21 protein-coding genes are annotated in these 17,814 nt (G+C 59.3%); 18 read left to right on the top strand and 3 right to left on the bottom strand.

Annotated elements, in window-relative coordinates; translation table 11 throughout:
• Nucleotides 1–202: 202 nt before the first annotated feature.
• The 3 genes from fdxA to CFE47_RS23850 all read right to left on the bottom strand — a co-directional run bounded on the left by fdxA (nt 203) and on the right by CFE47_RS23850 (nt 4,640).
• A complete protein-coding gene (gene fdxA, locus CFE47_RS23860; protein ID WP_017738276.1) occupies nt 203–526 on the bottom strand; it encodes a ferredoxin FdxA in 324 nt (107 codons plus the stop codon).
• Between the two features lie 142 nt (nt 527–668).
• Nucleotides 669–3,260, bottom strand: coding sequence for a DNA mismatch repair protein MutS (mutS, locus tag CFE47_RS23855; RefSeq protein ID WP_286840835.1), 2,592 nt, complete (start codon nt 3,258–3,260; stop codon nt 669–671).
• A 213-nt stretch (nt 3,261–3,473) separates the two neighbouring features.
• The gene (locus CFE47_RS23850; protein WP_286840833.1) at nt 3,474–4,640 is read right to left on the bottom strand and encodes an MFS transporter; all 1,167 of its coding nucleotides are present in this window, start codon (nt 4,638–4,640) and stop codon (nt 3,474–3,476) included.
• A 94-nt stretch (nt 4,641–4,734) separates the two neighbouring features.
• Between CFE47_RS23850 and CFE47_RS23845 the strand changes: the two genes are divergently transcribed.
• The 18 genes from CFE47_RS23845 to CFE47_RS23760 all read left to right on the top strand — a co-directional run bounded on the left by CFE47_RS23845 (nt 4,735) and on the right by CFE47_RS23760 (nt 17,810).
• Nucleotides 4,735–5,628 (top strand): LysR substrate-binding domain-containing protein, encoded by an 894-nt coding sequence (locus CFE47_RS23845; RefSeq protein ID WP_286840831.1) that lies wholly within the window; start codon nt 4,735–4,737, stop codon nt 5,626–5,628.
• A 145-nt stretch (nt 5,629–5,773) separates the two neighbouring features.
• Nucleotides 5,774–6,508 (top strand): LexA family transcriptional regulator, encoded by a 735-nt coding sequence (locus tag CFE47_RS23840; RefSeq protein WP_286840829.1) that lies wholly within the window; start codon nt 5,774–5,776, stop codon nt 6,506–6,508.
• A gap of 593 nt (nt 6,509–7,101) precedes the next feature.
• The gene (locus CFE47_RS23835) at nt 7,102–7,431 is read left to right on the top strand and encodes a phage holin family protein (RefSeq protein ID WP_135287710.1); all 330 of its coding nucleotides are present in this window, start codon (nt 7,102–7,104) and stop codon (nt 7,429–7,431) included.
• A gap of 21 nt (nt 7,432–7,452) precedes the next feature.
• A complete protein-coding gene (locus CFE47_RS23830) occupies nt 7,453–7,968 on the top strand; it encodes a hypothetical protein (protein ID WP_286840827.1) in 516 nt (171 codons plus the stop codon).
• A 3-nt stretch (nt 7,969–7,971) separates the two neighbouring features.
• Nucleotides 7,972–8,583, top strand: coding sequence for a phage baseplate assembly protein V (locus CFE47_RS23825; protein WP_286840825.1), 612 nt, complete (start codon nt 7,972–7,974; stop codon nt 8,581–8,583).
• A gap of 9 nt (nt 8,584–8,592) precedes the next feature.
• Nucleotides 8,593–8,925: a phage baseplate protein gene (locus CFE47_RS23820; protein WP_286840823.1), complete on the top strand. Its 333-nt coding sequence runs from the start codon at nt 8,593–8,595 to the stop codon at nt 8,923–8,925.
• A complete protein-coding gene (locus CFE47_RS23815; RefSeq protein WP_286840821.1) occupies nt 8,922–9,917 on the top strand; it encodes a baseplate J/gp47 family protein in 996 nt (331 codons plus the stop codon). The genes CFE47_RS23820 and CFE47_RS23815 overlap by 4 nt, the downstream gene beginning before the upstream one ends.
• Nucleotides 9,914–10,543 (top strand): phage tail protein I, encoded by a 630-nt coding sequence (locus CFE47_RS23810; RefSeq protein WP_286840819.1) that lies wholly within the window; start codon nt 9,914–9,916, stop codon nt 10,541–10,543. The genes CFE47_RS23815 and CFE47_RS23810 overlap by 4 nt, the downstream gene beginning before the upstream one ends.
• The gene (locus tag CFE47_RS23805) at nt 10,544–11,902 is read left to right on the top strand and encodes a phage tail-collar fiber domain-containing protein (protein WP_353744903.1); all 1,359 of its coding nucleotides are present in this window, start codon (nt 10,544–10,546) and stop codon (nt 11,900–11,902) included.
• A complete protein-coding gene (locus CFE47_RS23800) occupies nt 11,899–12,264 on the top strand; it encodes a phage tail assembly chaperone (RefSeq protein WP_286840817.1) in 366 nt (121 codons plus the stop codon). Before CFE47_RS23805 ends, CFE47_RS23800 begins: the two co-directional genes overlap by 4 nt.
• Nucleotides 12,265–12,347: 83 nt before the next feature.
• Nucleotides 12,348–12,539, top strand: coding sequence for a hypothetical protein (locus tag CFE47_RS23795; protein WP_286840816.1), 192 nt, complete (start codon nt 12,348–12,350; stop codon nt 12,537–12,539).
• Between the two features lie 2 nt (nt 12,540–12,541).
• Complete coding sequence (locus CFE47_RS23790; RefSeq protein WP_286840815.1) at nt 12,542–13,708, top strand: phage tail sheath protein; 1,167 nt, start codon at nt 12,542–12,544, stop codon at nt 13,706–13,708.
• Complete coding sequence (locus tag CFE47_RS23785; protein ID WP_185707544.1) at nt 13,708–14,214, top strand: phage major tail tube protein; 507 nt, start codon at nt 13,708–13,710, stop codon at nt 14,212–14,214. The genes CFE47_RS23790 and CFE47_RS23785 overlap by 1 nt, the downstream gene beginning before the upstream one ends.
• Before the next feature lie 51 nt (nt 14,215–14,265).
• Nucleotides 14,266–14,838, top strand: coding sequence for a phage tail assembly protein (locus CFE47_RS23780; RefSeq protein WP_286840812.1), 573 nt, complete (start codon nt 14,266–14,268; stop codon nt 14,836–14,838).
• Between the two features lie 128 nt (nt 14,839–14,966).
• Nucleotides 14,967–16,202, top strand: a complete 1,236-nt coding sequence (locus tag CFE47_RS23775) for a glycine zipper domain-containing protein (protein ID WP_286840810.1) — start codon at nt 14,967–14,969, stop codon at nt 16,200–16,202.
• Entirely contained in the window at nt 16,202–16,585 is a 384-nt protein-coding gene (locus CFE47_RS23770) for a phage tail protein (protein ID WP_286840808.1), read from the top strand. Before CFE47_RS23775 ends, CFE47_RS23770 begins: the two co-directional genes overlap by 1 nt.
• Nucleotides 16,578–16,790: a tail protein X gene (locus CFE47_RS23765; protein ID WP_286840806.1), complete on the top strand. Its 213-nt coding sequence runs from the start codon at nt 16,578–16,580 to the stop codon at nt 16,788–16,790. Before CFE47_RS23770 ends, CFE47_RS23765 begins: the two co-directional genes overlap by 8 nt.
• A 9-nt stretch (nt 16,791–16,799) precedes the next feature.
• On the top strand, nt 16,800–17,810 hold the full coding sequence (locus tag CFE47_RS23760) for a contractile injection system protein, VgrG/Pvc8 family (RefSeq protein ID WP_185707534.1): 1,011 nt from the start codon (nt 16,800–16,802) through the stop codon (nt 17,808–17,810).
• The last annotated feature ends 4 nt before the right edge of the window (nt 17,811–17,814 follow it).

Raw genomic sequence — 17,814 nt, 5'->3', positions numbered from 1 at the left:
GGATCAATCGGTGCAGATCTATAACAGCGAGCGGCCACATCTATCGCTGAAATACAAAACGCCCGATGCGGTGCATCGGGCGTTTTGAGGCTGAAATAGGTGTAAACCTATTTCAGGACTGGACACCGTAGAAAAGTGAATACGCGGTCCCTGAACGCAAAAAAGGCCCCTAAGGGCCTTTTTTTGTTTGGCGGCGGCGCTGTTAGCGCTCCAGATCTTTGATCTTGCCTTTGACGCCGTCCCACTCTGCTGCATCCGGCAGCGAGTCTTTCTTCTCAGTGATGTTCGGCCAGATTTCCGCCAGTTCGACGTTCAACTGAATAAATTCCTGCATCTCTGCCGGGACTTCGTCCTCGGAGAAAATGGCGACGGCCGGGCATTCTGGCTCACACAGGGCGCAGTCGATGCACTCATCCGGGTGGATTACCAAGAAGTTCGGGCCTTCGTAGAAGCAGTCCACCGGACATACTTCCACGCAGTCGGTGTACTTGCACTTGATGCAGTTGTCGGTGACGACGAAGGTCATTTCTAATTTTCTCCTCAGGCGGCGGCAGCGAAACCCTGTGTGGCAGGGCTCGCGAGGTTCGGGAGCGATAGTCTGCAGGCCAGGCTAAGAGCCTGCAGCATCCCAAACCGCGCGAGAGTCTACCAGCTTGCAAGCGTCAGCGTTATATCCGAACCTTCAGTGCATATAACATTTCGAGCGCTTTGCGCGGCGTCAAGTCGTCCAAGTCAAGCTTAGCCAACTCTTCCAGCACCGGATGGGGCAGGCTGGCGAACATATCGCTCTGGTGTGGCGTGGCGGGTTTGCTTGAGGCTTTGGCAGGACTTGCGACCACGGTTTCATGGGGCAATGCCGTGGTTTCCAGGCGGCTGAGGTGTTCGCGGGCGCGGGTGATCACCTCGCTCGGCACGCCGGCCAATTGCGCCACAGCCAGGCCGTAACTCTGGCTGGCGGGGCCTGGCAACACGTGGTGCAGGAATACGATGCGCTCGTTGTGCTCCGTGGCATTCAGATGCACGTTGGCCACTAATGGCTCGCTTTCCGGTAGTACGGTCAGTTCGAAGTAGTGAGTGGCGAACAGCGTATAGGCACGCAAGTGCGCCAAACGCTCGGCCGCCGCCCATGCCAGGGACAGGCCGTCGAAGGTGCTGGTGCCGCGACCCACTTCGTCCATCAGGACAAGGCTGCGTTCGGTGGCGTTGTGCAGGATGTTGGCGGTTTCGCTCATTTCGACCATAAAGGTCGAGCGGCCACCAGCCAGGTCATCGCTGGAACCGATCCGGGTGAAAATACGGTCCACCAGGGACAACTCGCAACTGGTCGCCGGCACAAAGCTGCCGATATGCGCCAGCAACACAATCAAGGCGGTCTGACGCATATAAGTGGATTTACCACCCATGTTCGGGCCAGTGATGACCAACATGCGGGTATCGTCATCCAGCGACAGGTCGTTGGCGACGAACGGTGTCGTCAGCACCTGTTCCACCACCGGGTGGCGCCCCTGCACGATGCGCATGCACGGCTCGCTCACAAAACGCGGGCAGTTCAGGTCCAGGTTCAGCGCTCGCTCGGCGAGGTTGCTCAGTACATCCAGCTCGGCCAAGGCGGCGGCAGTGTCCTGCAGCGGCGCCAGTTGGCTGATCAGGTCCTCAAGCAAGGCCTCGTAGAGCATCTTTTCCCGAGCCAGCGCGCGGCTTTTGGCCGACAACGCTTTGTCTTCGAATTCTTTGAGCTCCGGCGTGATAAAGCGCTCGGCGCCCTTGAGGGTCTGGCGACGCTGATAGTCGATAGGCGCCGACTCGGCCTGCTTGCTCGGCAGCTCGATAAAGTAGCCGTGCACGCGGTTGTAGCCGACTTTCAGGTTGGCCAGGCCCGTGCGGGCTTTTTCGCGGGCTTCCAGGTCGATCAGGAACTGGCCGGCGTTTTCGCTCAGGGCTTGCAGTTCGTCCAGTTCGCTGTCGTAACCGGTCTTCAACACGCCGCCGTCACGAATGATCGCCGGCGGGTTGTCGATGATGGCTTTTTCCAGCAACGCCGCCAGTTCCGGGTAGGTGCTGGCGATCAGGGCGAGTTGTTGCAGGTGCGGTGTATCCAACTCGGTCATCGCGGCTTGCAACTGCGGCAGGGCGCCGAGGGCATCGCGCAGGCGCGCCAGGTCACGTGGTCGCGCATTGCGCAGGCCGATCCGCGCCAAGATGCGTTCGATATCGCCGATTTCCTTCAACTGCGGCTGCAGTTTCTCGAAGCGATAGCCGTCCAGCAGACAGGTAATCGAGGTCTGACGCGCTTGCAGTACGCTCAAATCCCGCAGTGGACGGTTCAACCAGCGAGTCAGCAAGCGGCTGCCCATGGCGGTTTGGCAACGGTCGACCACCGATTGCAGGGTGTTGTCGCGCCCGCCAGCGAGGTTGGTGTCCAACTCCAGGTTGCGACGGCTGGCACCGTCGAGCACCACGGTGTCGTCCAGGCGTTCATGACGCAGGCTGCGCAAGTGCGGCAGGGCGGTGCGCTGGGTTTCCTTGGCGTAGCTGAGCAGGCAACCGGCGGCGCCGATGGCCAGGGTCAGGGTTTCACAACCGAAGCCTTTGAGGTCCTGCACAGAGAATTGCTGGCACAGGCTTTTCAGCGCCGAATCACGCTCAAAATCCCACGGCGCACGACGCTTGGTCCCACGGCGTTTTTCCGCCGGCAGGTCCTTTGGCCAATCATCCGGGATCAACAGCTCCACCGGGTTTATGCGCTCAAGTTCTGCCAGCAGGTTCTCCCAGCCCTTGATCTCCAGGACACTGAAATTGCCGCTGGTGATATCCAGCACCGACAGACCAAACAGGCGCTCATCCCCCAGCACCGCCGCGATCAGGTTATCGCGACGCTCATCCAGCAGCGCCTCATCACTCACCGTCCCCGGCGTAATAATGCGCACCACCTGACGTTCCACCGGCCCCTTGCTGGTGGCCGGGTCGCCGATCTGCTCACAGATCACCACTGACTCGCCCAGCTTCACCAGCTTGACCAGGTAACCTTCCAGTGAGTGGTAAGGAATGCCACACATCGGAATCGACTGCCCCGCCGACTGCCCGCGCGCGGTCAGGGTGATGTCCAGCAACTTGGCGGCCTTCTTCGCATCTTCGTAGAAGATCTCGTAGAAGTCGCCCATGCGATAGAACATCAACTGATCAGGGTGCTGGTTTTTCAGGCGCCAGTACTGCTGCATCATCGGGGTGTGGGAGGACAGATCGGAAGTGTTTTTACTCATCAGATAGTTAGCAAATTCGTTGGAAGGAGTGGGGCAAAGGTGGGGCATTCGGCCCTGCGATTTTGCGATGGCGGCAAGGTTAACACGCGAAGTCGGCCCTTCGCAGGTCGCAAACGGGTAGGTAAAACGCAAAAGCGTTCGCGCCCCTTATCCCCATCACTCAAGCAAGAGCAACTGCCATCAAGTGGACTGGCAGCCCTGCTCCTATCGTGGTCACACCACCGCAGCTACAACAGTCCTGGAACGCCACACGAAAGCCAGCACCATTAACAGTCCCAGACCCGCCATGGCCGCTCCGGCCAAGGAAATCGCCGGATAACCCAGCCCGGCATTGATCACCGCGCCGCCCAGCGCCGCACCAATCGCGTTGCCGAAGTTGAACGCGCCGATGTTCATTGCCGAAGCCAAATTAGGTGCGTCCTTGGCGGCTTCCATGACGCGCATTTGCAGCGGTGGCACCAAGGCGAAACTGGCGATACCCCAAATCAGGATGGCGACGGCGGCCGGCAGCGGCCAACGCATCAGTACGGTAAACGCGAGCAAGACGAGAATCAGCACGCTCAGCGAAACGATCAGGGTGCGATCTATCGAGCGGTCGGCGGCCTTGCCGCCCCACATGTTGCCCAGCGTCAGTCCCACACCAAACAGCACCAACATGGCAGTGATGTAGGCGGTGGAAGCGTGGGTCTCGCTGCTGAGTATGGGCGCGATGTAGGTGAAGACGGTAAACATTGCACCCGAGCCGACTACAGTGAGAGCCAGCGCGCCCAGCACCGGGCCACGGCCGAGTACTCGGATTTCGGCCATTATTCCAGCGCTCGGCGGCGCTTTCAGGTCTGGCAGGGCGAACCACAATGCAGTCATTGCCACCACGCCAAGGCCGGTAATTCCCCAGAATGCGGTGCGCCAACCGAACATTTCGCCAAACCAGGCGGCCAACGGCACACCACCGATGGTTGCCAAGGTCAACCCCATGAACATTGCCGCAACCGCCCCGGCACGTTTATCAGGGGCGACCACGCTGGCGGCGACGATGGAGCCAATGCCAAAGAACGCACCGTGGTTGAGTGAGGTCACCACCCTGGCGATCATGAGGCTGTAGTAATCGGTAGCCAGGGCTGACATCAAGTTACCGAGGGTGAATATCGCCATGAGTCCGACCAGCAGATACCGCCGGGGTATCTTGCCGGTGGTCAGGCTCATCAGCGGCGCACCTAGCAGTACGCCCATGGCGTAAGCACTGACTAATAGGCCAGCGGCAGGAATGGAAACGCCGAGGTCCGCAGCGATGCCGGGCAGCATGCCCATGGGGGCGAACTCGGTAACACCGATGCCAAAGGCACCCATGGCGAGTGCGACGAGTGGTGGGTTGATACGCATGAAAGGCTCCTTATCTATGCCGCTAATGCTACGATCCAGCGTTTTAACGCGGTAGATAGCATTTTTGGCAATCACCTATGCGTAAGGGGCACAAATGGACTTCAACGGACGATCCGGTGACATGCTCGTTTTCGCCACTGTGGCGCAAGAAGGTAGCCTGTCAGCTGCGGCGCGAGCATTGGGGCTCACGCCTTCGGCGGTCAGTCGGATCATCGCGCGTACCGAACAACGCCTTGGCACCCGGCTGCTGCTGCGCACTACACGAACGATCAGCTTCACTGCCGAAGGCGAGGCTTTTCTGCGCGGCGCACGGCGTATCCTGGCCGACATGGCCGAGGTCGAAGACGCCATCGCCGACCAAGGTGTACCAAGGGGGCGATTGCGCGTAAGCGCCGCCCTTGGCCATGGGCGGCTGGCCATTGTTCCCCTAGTGGCTGCGTTTAGTGCCCGCTACCCGAACATCGTCGTTGACCTCACCCTTGGCGATGAAGTAGTCGACATTCTCGGTGGCCAAGCCGACGTGGCGATACGATTTGGCCATCTTCCCGACAGCCCGTTGACCGCGCGCAGGATCGGCGCCACCGGCCAGGTAGTGGTGGCATCGCCCGAGTACCTCCAGCGCCACGGCAGTCTCCAGGAACCTGAAGACCTCTTGCGGCACAACTGCCTACGCTTCAACTTCCGGCGTGCCGAGCCCAATTGGCCGTTCATCCGCGAGGGACGGGAATTTTCCCTCAAGGTCAGCGGCAACATCGAATGCAGCAGCGGTGAAGCACTGGCGCAGCTTGCGCGAGTCGGTGCCGGCATTGCGCGTATCGGCAGGTTCAGCGTGAATGAGGACCTGCAGCGAGGGGACCTCATACCGCTGCTGGAAGCCTGGAACCCGGGCGATGAAGAACCGATACACGCGCTGTTTGTAGGTGGCTCGACAATGCCGGCGCGGGTGCGGTTATTCGTGGACTTTTTGTTGGAGCATCACCGGATGTAGGAAGCCGCAACATCGGCCGAAAGCGTCCGTCGCAGGGTTAATTGCATCCCGCTCTGCAGTTTGGCCGGCTAAATCTTTCCGATATTGCATAAAATATGCAAATTAGCATTTGCCAACCCTCAAAACCCCCGTCACTATCCGCGCTATGCAAAAACGCAACGTTTCTATCGTCCTAAGAGAGCTGCTGGACCGCGACCGGATCTCCCCCACGGAGCTTCACCGGCGTACCGGCGTGCCTCAATCCACCCTGTCCAGGATTCTCAGCGGCAAGATCGTTGACCCGTCGGACAAGCACATTTCCCGCATCGCCGAATATTTTCGCGTCAGCACCGACCAACTGCGCGGGCGCGTGGCACTGGGTGTTTCGCGTGAGGATGCTCGCGACCCGATGCATTCGGAACTCAAGGACATAAGCCTGTGGGACGACGACACCCCCGTGAATGACGACGAGGTGTCGATCCCCTTTCTGCGCGAGGTTGAATTGGCTGCTGGATCAGGAAGATTCGTCATCGAGGAAAGCGAAAAGGCCAGCCTGCGGTTCGGCAAGCGCAGCCTGCGGCATAACGGTGTGCAGTTTGACCAGGCCAAGTGTGTGACCGTACGTGGCAACAGTATGCTGCCGGTACTGCGTGATGGCGCGACGGTTGGGGTGAATGCCGGCAAGAGCGGTATTGGCGATATCGTTGATGGCGACCTATACGCCATCAATCACAATGGCCAGCTGCGGGTGAAACAGCTCTATCGTCTGCCTTCCGGGATTCGCCTGCGCAGTTTCAATCGCGACGAGCACCCGGACGAAGACTACAGCTTCCAGGAAATCCAGGATGAGCAGATCAGCATCCTCGGCCATGTATTCTGGTGGGGCATGTACGCCCGTTAACCTCATGACGTAAGACAAAGCCCGCCAATGTGCGGGTTTTTTTCGCCTGTCAAAAACCGCCAATTCCCCTGCCAGCGAGGCTGTTAATGCATCGGTGCATTTACTGGCTGAAAATAAATGCATTAGTGCATTGACTGTATATGCATACATGCATATTCTCCATCTCAAGCCAGCCAACAAGGCTTGGTGGAGGCGGCAAGGATGCTGCCAAGGAAGACAAGGAAGGCACGTAACACCGGCAAGGACGCCATCAGAGCGGTGGCAAGGACGCCAGGCAACACCGGCAAGGATGCCAACGCTCTTTAGTTTCACAGCAGTGCAAAACAGGCAGCGATGAACCGGCCTCAACGGTTCAGAGGGTTGGCAACTGACCCGGGTGTGCAGCGTAAAACACCAGAAGCAGTTATCCGGCAGACAGGGATCGTGGTCGGAAAAACATCGAGGAAAGGTCCGTACCGCGCCAGTAGCGCCGAAAGATCGAGGAAATCATTACTGAAAAGCCCGGGCAACCGGGCTTTTTGGAATGCCTACCCACACACGGAAGTACCCAAGCCCCGGCACCTTGCCGGTATTGCTCAGCCAGGAGGCGTGACATGACAAACGAGCAGCAAGCGTTAGCGGAAATGCCTATCTGGCTGGTGATCGTACTGGCCTTGATCGGCGGGGTCAGTGGCGAAATGTGGCGCGCCGACAAGGAGGGCGCCCGCGGCTGGTCGCTGATACGGCGACTGGCCCTGCGGTCCGGGGCGTGCATGGTCTGCGGGGTCTCGGCATTGATGCTGTGCTACGCCGCCGGCATGTCGATCTGGACCGCAGGCGCCATTGGTTGCCTTACGGCCATGGCCGGCGCGGACGTCGCCATCGGCCTTTATGAACGTTGGGCGGCAAAGCGCATCGGCGTCAACCGCCCGGATCAGCAGTAACCGCTGCAAGGACGCAACAACATGACACTTATCGAAAAACCCTCCCAATTGCCTGTGGCGATTGGGGAGGCGCTGAAGAGCGCTTTCCCACAATTGCGTGTAGGCAGTCATCGAGACTTCAACGGCGCCGACGATAAAACCGGCGTATTGATCAGCGTGGAGCGCAACGGCCCCGGCGTGCGCTCCCTTGAAGGGCGCAAGGCGCATGCCTTGTCGGTTTCACTCAAGGCCACGGTCGCCGGCGGGTCGGCCGCGTTTGACGCCTGCGACTTGGCCAGCCAACTGATGGACCTGGCCCTGGACAACCGCTGGGGCCTGCCGCCGGATCAATGCGACCTGCCTACCAGCATTGTCGCTGCGCCATCCGCACTGACCAGTGCGGAAACGGACTACGACACCTGGACCGTTTCCTTCATCCAAAACCTCTACCTCGGCCCGTCGCTGCTCGAAGATCCCACAGGCAAACCGCTGTTTGCTCGCACCTGGGAAGTCGCCGACATCAACGATCCCGACCAATACCGCCCTCTGCAGGAGTAGTCCATGTTCGATGCATTGCTACGCATGCAATTGGGGCCGATTGTCGAACGCCTGGCCGAAATAGAGGCCCAGCTTGAAGACCTGTATCGGCGCGCAGAAAGTTTCTGCCGGATTGGCGTGTGCCAGGAGGTCGACGCTGCCAGCAATACCTGCAAGGTCAGTCATGGCGATTTACTCAGCCCGACCATTCGGTTTTTTAATCCCAGCGCCGGTACGCAAAGTGAAACCCGCATTCCGTCCGTCGGGGAACAATGCCTGCTGCTCAACTACGGCGGCGGGGAAGGGGGCGCCCAGTCTGTGGCCTTGTTCGGGCTCAACAGTAGCCTGTTTCCACCAGTCTCCAGCGAGCCTTCGCTGACCCGACGCCGCTACAAAGACGGCACTCAGAGCGACTATGACGACGCTAGTCACCTGTTCAATTGGAGCAATGGGCCTACCAGCGTCACCGCTTCTCGTGAACAGATCAACGCCAGCGTTGGTGCTGCGACGTTGGTAATGACCCAGGACAGCATCATCCTGCAACTCGGCACCACAAGTTTGTTATTGGATACCGCCGGCGTGCATTTGAGCGGCCCGTTGGTGGATCACCAAGGCCGCGTGATCAGTAGCGCATAAGGATTTGCCATGATCGGAATCGATAGGAACACCGGGGCAGCAGTCGATGACTGGCTGCAATTCGTACAGCGCGCCACCCGAGCGCTGACCACCCCCGTGGGCACTCGTCAAAAGCGCCCGTTGTACGGCTCGCTGGTCCCGCAACTGCTCGGCCAGAACCTGGGCGACGATGTGTTGATCCTCGCCCAAAGCCACGCCGCCCAGGCGTTTTACAACACGCAAAACGGCATCAGCGACTTCCAACCCCAGGTCATCGTCGCCACCCGTCAGGGGGCAGGCGTGTTGCTGCGTTTTGCCGGCACCTGGAAAAACCGCCAACAATCGTTCGAGGTCGTCACATGAGCATGCTGATCCCTGGCCAGAACCAACTGGCGGAACCGGCGATTATCGCGGTCGATGAGTTCGAGCCGTTGCTGGCAGAGTTCAAGGCGTTTGTCGTGGATTACGTCGCCACGCGAGCACCGCAAAGCGCGGCAAAACTCAAGGTGAGCCTCGACAATGAAAGCGAGCTGCTGACCCTGGCCCTTGAAGCGTTTTGCATACGCCTGCAAACCCACGAACGCAAGTACAACGCCCGCATCAAGCAGATGCTGGCGTGGTGGGCTAGCGGCAGCAACCTGGATGCACGCCTGGCGGATATGGGGCTGGAGCGCCAAGTGCTCGACCCCGGCGATCCCGCTGCATTCCCACCTGTGCCGCCGGTTCTGGAAAGCGACGACGACGCTCGCCTACGTTATTACCTGGCACCCCACGCCCCGGCGGCGGGGTCGCGCATGCAGTATCGCCGCGAAGTGTTCACCCTGGGCGAGCGCCCGTCGGTCAAGGTGCAAAGCGCTACGCCGGGCGTAGTCACCGTCAGCTACACCTTTGATCCGGACGGCTACGCGGCTCAGGTCAAGGACGGTAATGGTCGACGCACTGCCCCCGGCGAGGTGATGGTTACCGTGCTTTCCAGGGACGGCGATGGCAGCGCCTCCGCCGATTTGCTTGACGGTGTGCGCCGACATTTCGCACGGCCCGATGTGCGACCGGAGACTGACCTAGTCACTGTCCAGGGCGCACAGATCCAGCGCTATAAAATCCGCGTGGTGGCCAAGATCAACGCCGGCCCGGATTCCGGCCTGACCCAAGTGGCCGCGCAGCAACTGCTGCAAACCTACGCAGACTCCTGCCATCGCCTGGAAGGGCGGGTCGACCCCAGCTGGATCGACTACGCCATCCACAGCGCAGGTGCCGCGCAACTGCAAATCCTTGAACCGCTGGAACCGATCATCAGCTCGGCGTTCCAGGCGCCTTACTGCACGGGCGTCGAGGTGGAGGTGCGCACGCTATGAGTGAACCCAAGACGAGCCTGTTGCCCGCCAACAGCTCACCGCTGGAGAAGGCCCTGGACTTGGGCTTCGGCCATTTGCTGGAACGGGTCATGCCGCCGTTTCCCGAACTGATGGACCCGGATCGCACACCGGCGGCGTTCTTGCCCTACCTGGCGGCGGATCGTGCAGTCAGTGAATGGAGCGCCACCGCCCCTGAGTCCGAGAAACGCCTGACCGTCAAACTTGCCTGGCCCACCGCCCGCCAGGCCGGCACCCGCCAAGCCCTGGAAAGCGCCGCCAAGGGTTTGCAACTGAGCCCCGAAGTGCGCGCCTGGTACGAGCAAAAGCCACCCGGTGCGCCCTACAGCTTTGCCGTACGGGCCTGGACCGAATTGCCCTACAGCGAAACCATCGATGCCCGACTCGACCGCCGCCTGGCCGATGCCAAAAGCGAGCGCGACATCCTGTCGATCTCCGTAGGACTAAGCGCCTCCGGACGCCACAGCATCGGCGCCGCCACGCTGTGCGGCGAACTCACCACGATCTACCCCAACGTGTTGGCCGGCGTCGAAGCCACAGGCCGCGCCTTTCTGGCGGCCGGGCTCTACAGCGTCGAAACCACCACCCTTTATCCACAGGAGCACTAAATGGCTGACTATTACACCCTGCTCACCAACGCGGGGATCGCCTACGAAACCGCCTGCAAGGCCGCCGGCGCACCGATCAAACTCGCGCAAATCTCCGTCGGTGACGGCAACGGCGCTGTGTACAACCCAGATGCCAACGCCAAGGCGCTCAAGCGCGAAGTGTGGCGCGGGCCGCTGAATGCACTGTTTCAAGATGAAAAGAACGCCAATTGGCTGATGGCCGAAGTCACCATTCCATCGGATGTTGGTGGGTGGTATGTGCGAGAGGCCGGGCTGTGGACGGATACCGGGATCTTGTATGCCGTTGTGAAGTATCCGGAGTCGTATAAACCGGTGTTGGCGACGTCGGGGTCGGGGAAAGAGTTTTATATCCGCTCGATTTTCGAGACGAGTAACGCGTCGATTGTCACGTTGTTGATTGATGACACGGTGGTGAAAGCGACTCGGGCTTGGGTGATGGATTATCTGAAGCAGGGGACGTATTCGAAGGCGGAGGTTGAGGCGATGATTGCCAAGGCTTCGGCGTTGCCGGTTGGATCTATTATTGCTTTTCCGATGGATAAAATCCCACCGGGATACTTCGAGCTGGATGGCAGTGTGAAAAGCGCTGCTACTTATCCTGACTTGGCGGCATTTCTCGGAAACGTCTTCAATAAAGGAGATGAGGGGGGCGGGAATTTTAGATTGCCGGAATCGCGTGGTGAGTTCCTGCGAGGGTGGGATCACGGGCGCGGGATAGATTCAGGACGTGCGCTTGGTAGTTGGCAAAAGGGCACGTTGCAGACGTTTGATTACAGTACAGCAGGCCCCGCTGTTTCCGGACTTTGGCATACTGGTTCAGATGTGGGAATGTTAGCTTCTCACGGTCTTGATACGGTAGCGCAAGTTAATTATCCCGTGAGTTATGCTCTTTTCAATGATGGGGTTCAGCCGTCTCAAACTTTGGGGTTGGGCGCCACGCGCCCTCGAAACCTAACTGTAATGTGGTGTATCAAAGCGTGGAGCGCCCCGATCAATCAAGGAACTATTGATGTTGCACTTCTCGAGGTAGGGATTGGTCGTTTAAATGATGCTGTAAGTGGTCAATTCAAAAAAATAGTTGATGTAAAGGCCGCTCGAGCGATAAATGTTACTTATACAAATACCTCGGGTAAGCTGATTTATGTGAACATTGCTCTTGTTGCGACGGCGGCAAATCAGACAGCGATGATTGTCGTCGATGGTTTTGTTGTTACTGGATCTTCATTCCCTAGTGCGACTTTTAGTACGGCTGTTTCAACACCTGTTCCCGCAGGATCAACTTATAAGGTTCCGGCTGGAAGTTACACAATATCGGGCTGGATGGAGATGAGCACATGAAATATTTCATTGATGACTCCCAAGAGGTGTTCGCGTTTGAGTTGGGTTCTAGCCAGCATGAAGGGCTCATCGCTATTTCCGAAGAAGAGGCGTTGGAGTTGGCCTCCCTATCTGTACCAGTTTTCGACCTCGGATTCAGTGAGCGGAAATGGCGTGATGCTCATTTGTCCGAGGTCATATGGCTTCGGGAGCGCCACCGTGATCAGCGTGAAATTGAAGTAAGTACAGTGCTTTCTGACGCTCGCTTCAAAGAACTATTGATTTACATACAGTCTCTGCGCGATTGGCCTCAATCTGCTGATTTTCCAAATAACGAATACCGGCCCACTGCTCCATTGTGGTTAGCGGGTCAAACCGTATAAATGCACCTTAACAGGCCCGTTACTCCATCAGAACCTTCCCCAAACCGCTCCCCGCGGTTTTTTTTCGCCTGGAGATTTCCCCCATGCCCCACCGCCAAACCTACACCGTCCTAACCCCATTCCCGACTGGCAAAGGCCACTGGTCCGTCGTCGGTCAGGAACTGGAGTTGCTGGACGTCGAAGCATCCGCCCTACGCACCGCCGGACGCCTGGAACTCACCAGCGTCCTCAACACCACCCCGGCCAAAAAGGCCGCCCCCCAGAAGGCTGACTAATCATGGCTGAGGTTTTGAACTTCGAGCACAACGGCATCACCGTCAATGCGACTGAATCCCCCGAGGCCATGGGTGGCCTGGGCGATAACGTGATCGGGCTGGTCGGCACTGCGCCGAACGCCCATGCGTCGATCCCGAAAAACGCGCCGTTTCGCATCAACAGCTTCACCACCCAGGCGCTGCTGGACCCTACCGGCGCTGAAACCGGAACGCTCTTCCACGCGGTCTACCAGATCCTCAAAGTGGTGAAGGTGCCGGTCTATGTGGTGATCGTGGACGAGGGCGCTACCCCGGCGGACACCCTCAACAACGTGATCGGTGGCGACGAGCCGATCACCGGTCGCAAACTCGGCCTGGCTGCACTGGCCAGCGTGCCGGAAGACCTGACCATCATCGGTGCCCCCGGCTTTACCGGCACCAAAGCGGTCGCCGGTGAGTTCGCCGCGTTTGGCAAACGCATCAAGGCCCGTGTGGTGTTGGACGGTAAAGACGCCAGCGTCGCCGACCAAGTGACCTACAGCGGCGAACTGGGCGGTGCCGACCTGGGTTTCGACCGCTGCCTGCTGGTGCACAACATGCCGTCGGTGTATTCCAAGGCAGCCAAGAAGAACGTGTTCCTGTCGCCGTCGTCCCTGGCCATCGCCGCGCTGGCCAAGGTCAAGCAGTGGGAAAGCCCGGGTAACCAGGTGACGTTCGCCGAGGACGTTTCCCGCGTGGTCGAGTACAACATCCTGGATACGTCCACCGAAGGCGACCTGCTCAACCGCTACGGCGTGAGCTACTACGCGCGCACCATCCTCGGCGGTTTCTCGTTGCTGGGTAACCGTTCCATCACCGGCAAGTTCATCAGCTACGTCGGCCTGGAAGATGCCATCAGCCGCAAGCTGGTCAAGGCTGGTCAGAAAGCCATGGCCAAGAACCTCACCAAGTCCTTCATGGACCAGGAGGTCAAGCGCATCAACGACTGGCTGCAAACCCTGGTGGCCGACGAAACCATTCCCGGCGGCAGCGTGTACCTGCACCCGGAGTTGAACAGTGTCGAGAAGTACAAAAACGGCACCTGGTACATCGTCATCGACTACGGCCGCTACGCTCCGAACGAACACATGATTTATCAACTCAATGCCCGCGATGAAATCATCGAGCAGTTCCTGGAGGACGTTCTCTAATGTTTACCAACCGAGTCAGACAGGCCATTGCGGCCACCCTGCAAGGCCTGCCGTTGTCCGCGACAGTGGAGGAGTTCACCCCGCCGAAGATCGAGTTCGAGATGGAAGCCATGTCCGGCGGGCGGTTCATTGCCGAGGAAATGGCCAAGAGTGGCAAAGTGCTGGGCGCCAAGCTGATCCTGCAAGGTGCCGGGCCGCAGATCATGCTGGCCCTGGGTGTACGCCTGGGCGATGACATCCTGCTGAACGTGCGCGAGGCGGGCCAGGATCAGGACGGCAAGACCTACTTCACCTACCACACCGTCGGCGGCAAGCTCAAAATCCTGGAGGAAGCCAAGCTGAAAATGGGTGAGAAGGCCACCACTACGTTGGAGCTCGCCTGCCGGACTTACAGCCGTCTGGAAAACGGCGTCACGGTGATCGACATCGACGTGCGCACCCAGAAGTTTGTGCTCAATGGCGTCGACATTCTCGGTGATGCGCGTCGCGCAGTGCTGATGCCTTGACCACCCGGGGGCGGGCCTGCTCGCCCCCTTACTTGCAAAAGGAATTGCCCCATGGCCTGGATGCCACCGCTGCACCGCCTGCTCTCGCCGATCACCGCCGACACTGGCGCGACGATCGAGCAGGTTCAACTCAAACCGCTGTACTACGCCGCGCAAAAAGCTGCGTTGGCCCGGGCCGGTGAAGACGAGGACGACCAGTTCTTCGAACTGGCGAAACTCGCCACCGGCCTGTCGGAAAAAGAACTCGACCAACTTATGCGCCCGGACTACGTCACCATCGCCCAGTACGTGCATGAAATGTCGACACGTCCCACGTCGTTCTTCCTCAACGAACAAGAAGAATCGACCCACGAGCAGCCCGTCCAATTGTTGTTGCCATTCGACGCTGCCGGCCGTACCCACACCGCTCTCCCTCTGGAAATGCCTGCCTTGCGTGCCACCAAGGTGATGAAAAAACTCGCCACCGCCAAAGAGCGCGCCGAATTCATCACTGCGCATTGCGCCGGCCTGATGATCCCCGACCTTGCCGGCCTGACCGTGCCCGACTGGACCGAATTGCAGGAGCGCATCGACGATTTTTTAAATCAACCGGCGGCCTTCTTTCGCAACGCGACATCGACGTAATCCTCGATGTGGTGCCGCTGGTTTACTCGGTAACGGAAGCGGAGATCCTGGAGTGGGACGCCGCAAAAGCATTGCGCCGCTACGACATCGCGATCACTCGCCTTGGCGTCAAACAGGAGTAGAGCGGGATGCAGGACAATCAATTTTCACTCAAGCTGACGGATGAGGATAAGCGTTGGCTGACTTATCCTGGCTTGGCCAGTAGTACAACTACTGACGCTGGGGGCATCACCGAAGCGCCAGCGCAAATAAGCCTTGCGCTAGCCAGCGCCAGCCTTGAAAGCAATAGTTTGAACGTTGAGCAAGTACGTCTGCGAGAGACCCTGGAAGCGCTCAACACTACCTTGTCCACCCTCAGTGATTCTCGTCTGACCACGGCGGGTGCAGCTTCCAATGATTCCTGGGTCGACAAGGGGCTGGAGGCGGGCGTCGCTGTCGGTAACTTTCTTGGAAAGGAACTGATGTCGAGCCTTTGGGATAAGGCCAAGGACAGGCTTTCGGGTAAAGCGCTTGACGCAGTTGCCGAGGAATATCCCCGCGCGGCCAAATGGCTTAAAGAGGATAAAGACAAGGATGCCAGCAGTAACGCGGGCTGCTGCATCAGGGATTTTTCCGCAGGATCTACCGGTGGCAGGAAGAACCCGCAGCGCAGTAACAGTCGCAAAGGGCAAAAAAGCGCAGGTAAGGCAAAGCGTTCAGGCTCGGGCAAAAAAAGGAGCTCGCCAGGGGCTTGGTTGCGTGAAGCTACCGACCGCGTGGGCAAGGTGATGTTCTCGGACTCACAGTCGAGCTTTCAGGCCGTGGCGTCGGCACCGCGTGGTTCGCCAAGCGTCTCTGGCTCCCGACTGGCGGGCGTCATGAGCCGGCTGGAGTCGGTAGGCGCCCGCCGTGTTGGTCCGCTGAGGTATGTCGACAGTGCGTTTGAAGTCATCCAAGGCGTACGCAACGGCGACGCCAATGCCGTTGGCGCCGGCCTCAGCACCAACGGCGGTGCCTGGGCCGGCGCCTCTGCTGGTGCGGCCATTGGCACGATGATTTTGCCTGGCGTTGGTACCGCTGTCGGTGGCGTTATCGGTGGCTTGCTGGGCGGTGAAGTCGGTACCTGGTTTGGTGACAAATTCTTCGCTCCAAGTGATCGTCTGTCGTCGCCCGACGCGGTGAGTAAGGAGCTCAACAGTGCCCGTACAGACAACGTGCAAGTGTCGATTGCCCCAAGCATCCAGATCACCGGCGTAAATCCTGCCGATGCCCAGCAGGTGGTCAACCAGGTGATCCAGGCCCTGCAATTTCAATGCATGCCGATGGTCACCGATTCCCTGGGTATCCGGCGTAATGCGGCACTGGCCGATCCAGGAGGTGATTGATGCGACAACAGATGGTGTTGGGTGATTTTATTTTTGGCCTGTCTCGGGGTTTTGCTTATTCCTCGTTGGCCCGTAACAGTGACGGCGGCTGGTTGGACCTGGCGATTATCGCCAGTAAACCCCAATCGCGGCAGAACGGACAGAAGCTGGAAAAACTGACCTTCGGCGGCACCGCCATGTACGCCGTGGGCATGCAGCGGCTCGATGAACTGCGTGCCCTGCAGAACCAGCGAGTGCCGTTGCCACTGGTCGATGGCATTGGCCGCAATTGGGGCCTGTGGCGGATCAATTCGGTGGCGGAAAAACAGAGCGGCGTCATCGATGACGGCACCGCCATGGTCATCGGCTGGACCCTGGTGCTGGAGGAATTCACCAATGCGTAAAGTGCGAAGTATTGCCGGTGATTCGGTCAACCTGCTGCTCTATCGCGAGTTGGGCCGTTGCGATGATGCGGCGGAAGAAACTCTATGGCGCTTGAACCCCGGGCTTGCCGAGTTTGGCCCGGTGCTGCCGGCTGGCGTGTGGGTGATCGTGCCGGAACTGTACGCGCGACCGAATGCCGCGCGCCCTGTTTTGGCTTGGGATTAAGGAGGTTGTATGGCACAGGGATTTACGCCAATCGTGGAGTTTTACGGTGCCAACGCGGCACTGCTCAATCAACGCATCATGCATTGGAAACACACCGACGCCGCCGGCATCGAGTCGGATCGGTTGGAGCTGACGCTCAACATCGAGGGGCTAGAAGGCCTGCCGAGCATGAGCGGCAAGATCGGCTTGCGCGTTGGTTATAAAGAGTCGGGGCTGGTGGAGAAGGGGCAGTTCGTCATTACGCAGCGGACCCCCGTGCTGTTCCCCATGCGCTTGATGATCGTCGCCACGGCGGCGCCTTTCAGCATGGAGGACCCGAGTGGCTACCGTCAGCGCCGTTCCGCCAGTTATGGGCCGACGACCCTGGGTGCGCTGTTTCGGCAACTGGTCGGACGGCATGGTTTTTCACCGCGTGTGGCGGCGTCCCTGGAAGGCATTGCAATTGCTCATGTCGACCAATCCAACGAAAGCGACATGGCCTTCATCACCCGTCTTGCCAAGCGCTATTGCGCGGTGACCAAGCCGTTTAACGAGTTGTATGTGTTGGCGGAAGCCGGGCAGGTCAAGTCGATTTCCCTTCAACAATTGCCGGAGGTGAAGCTGTCCGTGACCCAGGATAACCGTCCAGGCGACCAGGCCTTCATCACAGCTGTACTCAATGAGAAAACCCGTTCGAACTACCAAGGCAGTCGCGTCACCTGGTGGGACAGTGCCGCAGGCAAGCAGCGCGTGGTTCAGGTTGGAATTGCACCGTTCAAGACCTTGCGTCAACGCTGCCAGAACGAAGACGAGGCACGTGCCGTGGCCGAAGGTGAGTTGCGCCGGGTCGGACGTGAGGGCCTGGAACTGGTGATCGATTGCCCCGGCAATCCGTTGCTGGCCGCCGAAGGATTATTGCGGCTGGATGAAACCTGGCCTTCGTATATGCAGGGGCGATGGTCGATCACCAAGGTGGTCAATGAGGGCGACCCGGAGAAGGGTTATCGCAGTGCAATCACGGCAGGTGGATTGTCGATATAGCGCG

Source organism: Pseudomonas sp. PGPPP1 (assembly GCF_002255865.1).
GTDB lineage: Bacteria > Pseudomonadota > Gammaproteobacteria > Pseudomonadales > Pseudomonadaceae > Aquipseudomonas > Aquipseudomonas cremoris.
The sequence above is the reverse complement of the archived record's forward strand: the minus strand, read 5'-3'. Positions and strand labels throughout refer to the sequence as shown.

Excerpts from the sequence above, each read along its gene's own strand:
- fdxA (WP_017738276.1), bottom strand. The coding sequence starts at position 526 with ATGACCTTCGTCGTCACCGACAACTGCATCAAGTGCAAGTACACCGAC.
- mutS (WP_286840835.1), bottom strand. The coding sequence starts at position 3,260 with ATGAGTAAAAACACTTCCGATCTGTCCTCCCACACCCCGATGATGCAG.
- CFE47_RS23850 (WP_286840833.1), bottom strand. The coding sequence starts at position 4,640 with ATGCGTATCAACCCACCACTCGTCGCACTCGCCATGGGTGCCTTTGGC.
- CFE47_RS23845 (WP_286840831.1), top strand. The coding sequence starts at position 4,735 with ATGGACTTCAACGGACGATCCGGTGACATGCTCGTTTTCGCCACTGTG.
- CFE47_RS23840 (WP_286840829.1), top strand. The coding sequence starts at position 5,774 with ATGCAAAAACGCAACGTTTCTATCGTCCTAAGAGAGCTGCTGGACCGC.
- CFE47_RS23835 (WP_135287710.1), top strand. The coding sequence starts at position 7,102 with ATGACAAACGAGCAGCAAGCGTTAGCGGAAATGCCTATCTGGCTGGTG.
- CFE47_RS23830 (WP_286840827.1), top strand. The coding sequence starts at position 7,453 with ATGACACTTATCGAAAAACCCTCCCAATTGCCTGTGGCGATTGGGGAG.
- CFE47_RS23825 (WP_286840825.1), top strand. The coding sequence starts at position 7,972 with ATGTTCGATGCATTGCTACGCATGCAATTGGGGCCGATTGTCGAACGC.
- CFE47_RS23820 (WP_286840823.1), top strand. The coding sequence starts at position 8,593 with ATGATCGGAATCGATAGGAACACCGGGGCAGCAGTCGATGACTGGCTG.
- CFE47_RS23815 (WP_286840821.1), top strand. The coding sequence starts at position 8,922 with ATGAGCATGCTGATCCCTGGCCAGAACCAACTGGCGGAACCGGCGATT.
- CFE47_RS23810 (WP_286840819.1), top strand. The coding sequence starts at position 9,914 with ATGAGTGAACCCAAGACGAGCCTGTTGCCCGCCAACAGCTCACCGCTG.
- CFE47_RS23805 (WP_353744903.1), top strand. The coding sequence starts at position 10,544 with ATGGCTGACTATTACACCCTGCTCACCAACGCGGGGATCGCCTACGAA.
- CFE47_RS23800 (WP_286840817.1), top strand. The coding sequence starts at position 11,899 with ATGAAATATTTCATTGATGACTCCCAAGAGGTGTTCGCGTTTGAGTTG.
- CFE47_RS23795 (WP_286840816.1), top strand. The coding sequence starts at position 12,348 with ATGCCCCACCGCCAAACCTACACCGTCCTAACCCCATTCCCGACTGGC.
- CFE47_RS23790 (WP_286840815.1), top strand. The coding sequence starts at position 12,542 with ATGGCTGAGGTTTTGAACTTCGAGCACAACGGCATCACCGTCAATGCG.
- CFE47_RS23785 (WP_185707544.1), top strand. The coding sequence starts at position 13,708 with ATGTTTACCAACCGAGTCAGACAGGCCATTGCGGCCACCCTGCAAGGC.
- CFE47_RS23780 (WP_286840812.1), top strand. The coding sequence starts at position 14,266 with ATGGCCTGGATGCCACCGCTGCACCGCCTGCTCTCGCCGATCACCGCC.
- CFE47_RS23775 (WP_286840810.1), top strand. The coding sequence starts at position 14,967 with ATGCAGGACAATCAATTTTCACTCAAGCTGACGGATGAGGATAAGCGT.
- CFE47_RS23770 (WP_286840808.1), top strand. The coding sequence starts at position 16,202 with ATGCGACAACAGATGGTGTTGGGTGATTTTATTTTTGGCCTGTCTCGG.
- CFE47_RS23765 (WP_286840806.1), top strand. The coding sequence starts at position 16,578 with ATGCGTAAAGTGCGAAGTATTGCCGGTGATTCGGTCAACCTGCTGCTC.
- CFE47_RS23760 (WP_185707534.1), top strand. The coding sequence starts at position 16,800 with ATGGCACAGGGATTTACGCCAATCGTGGAGTTTTACGGTGCCAACGCG.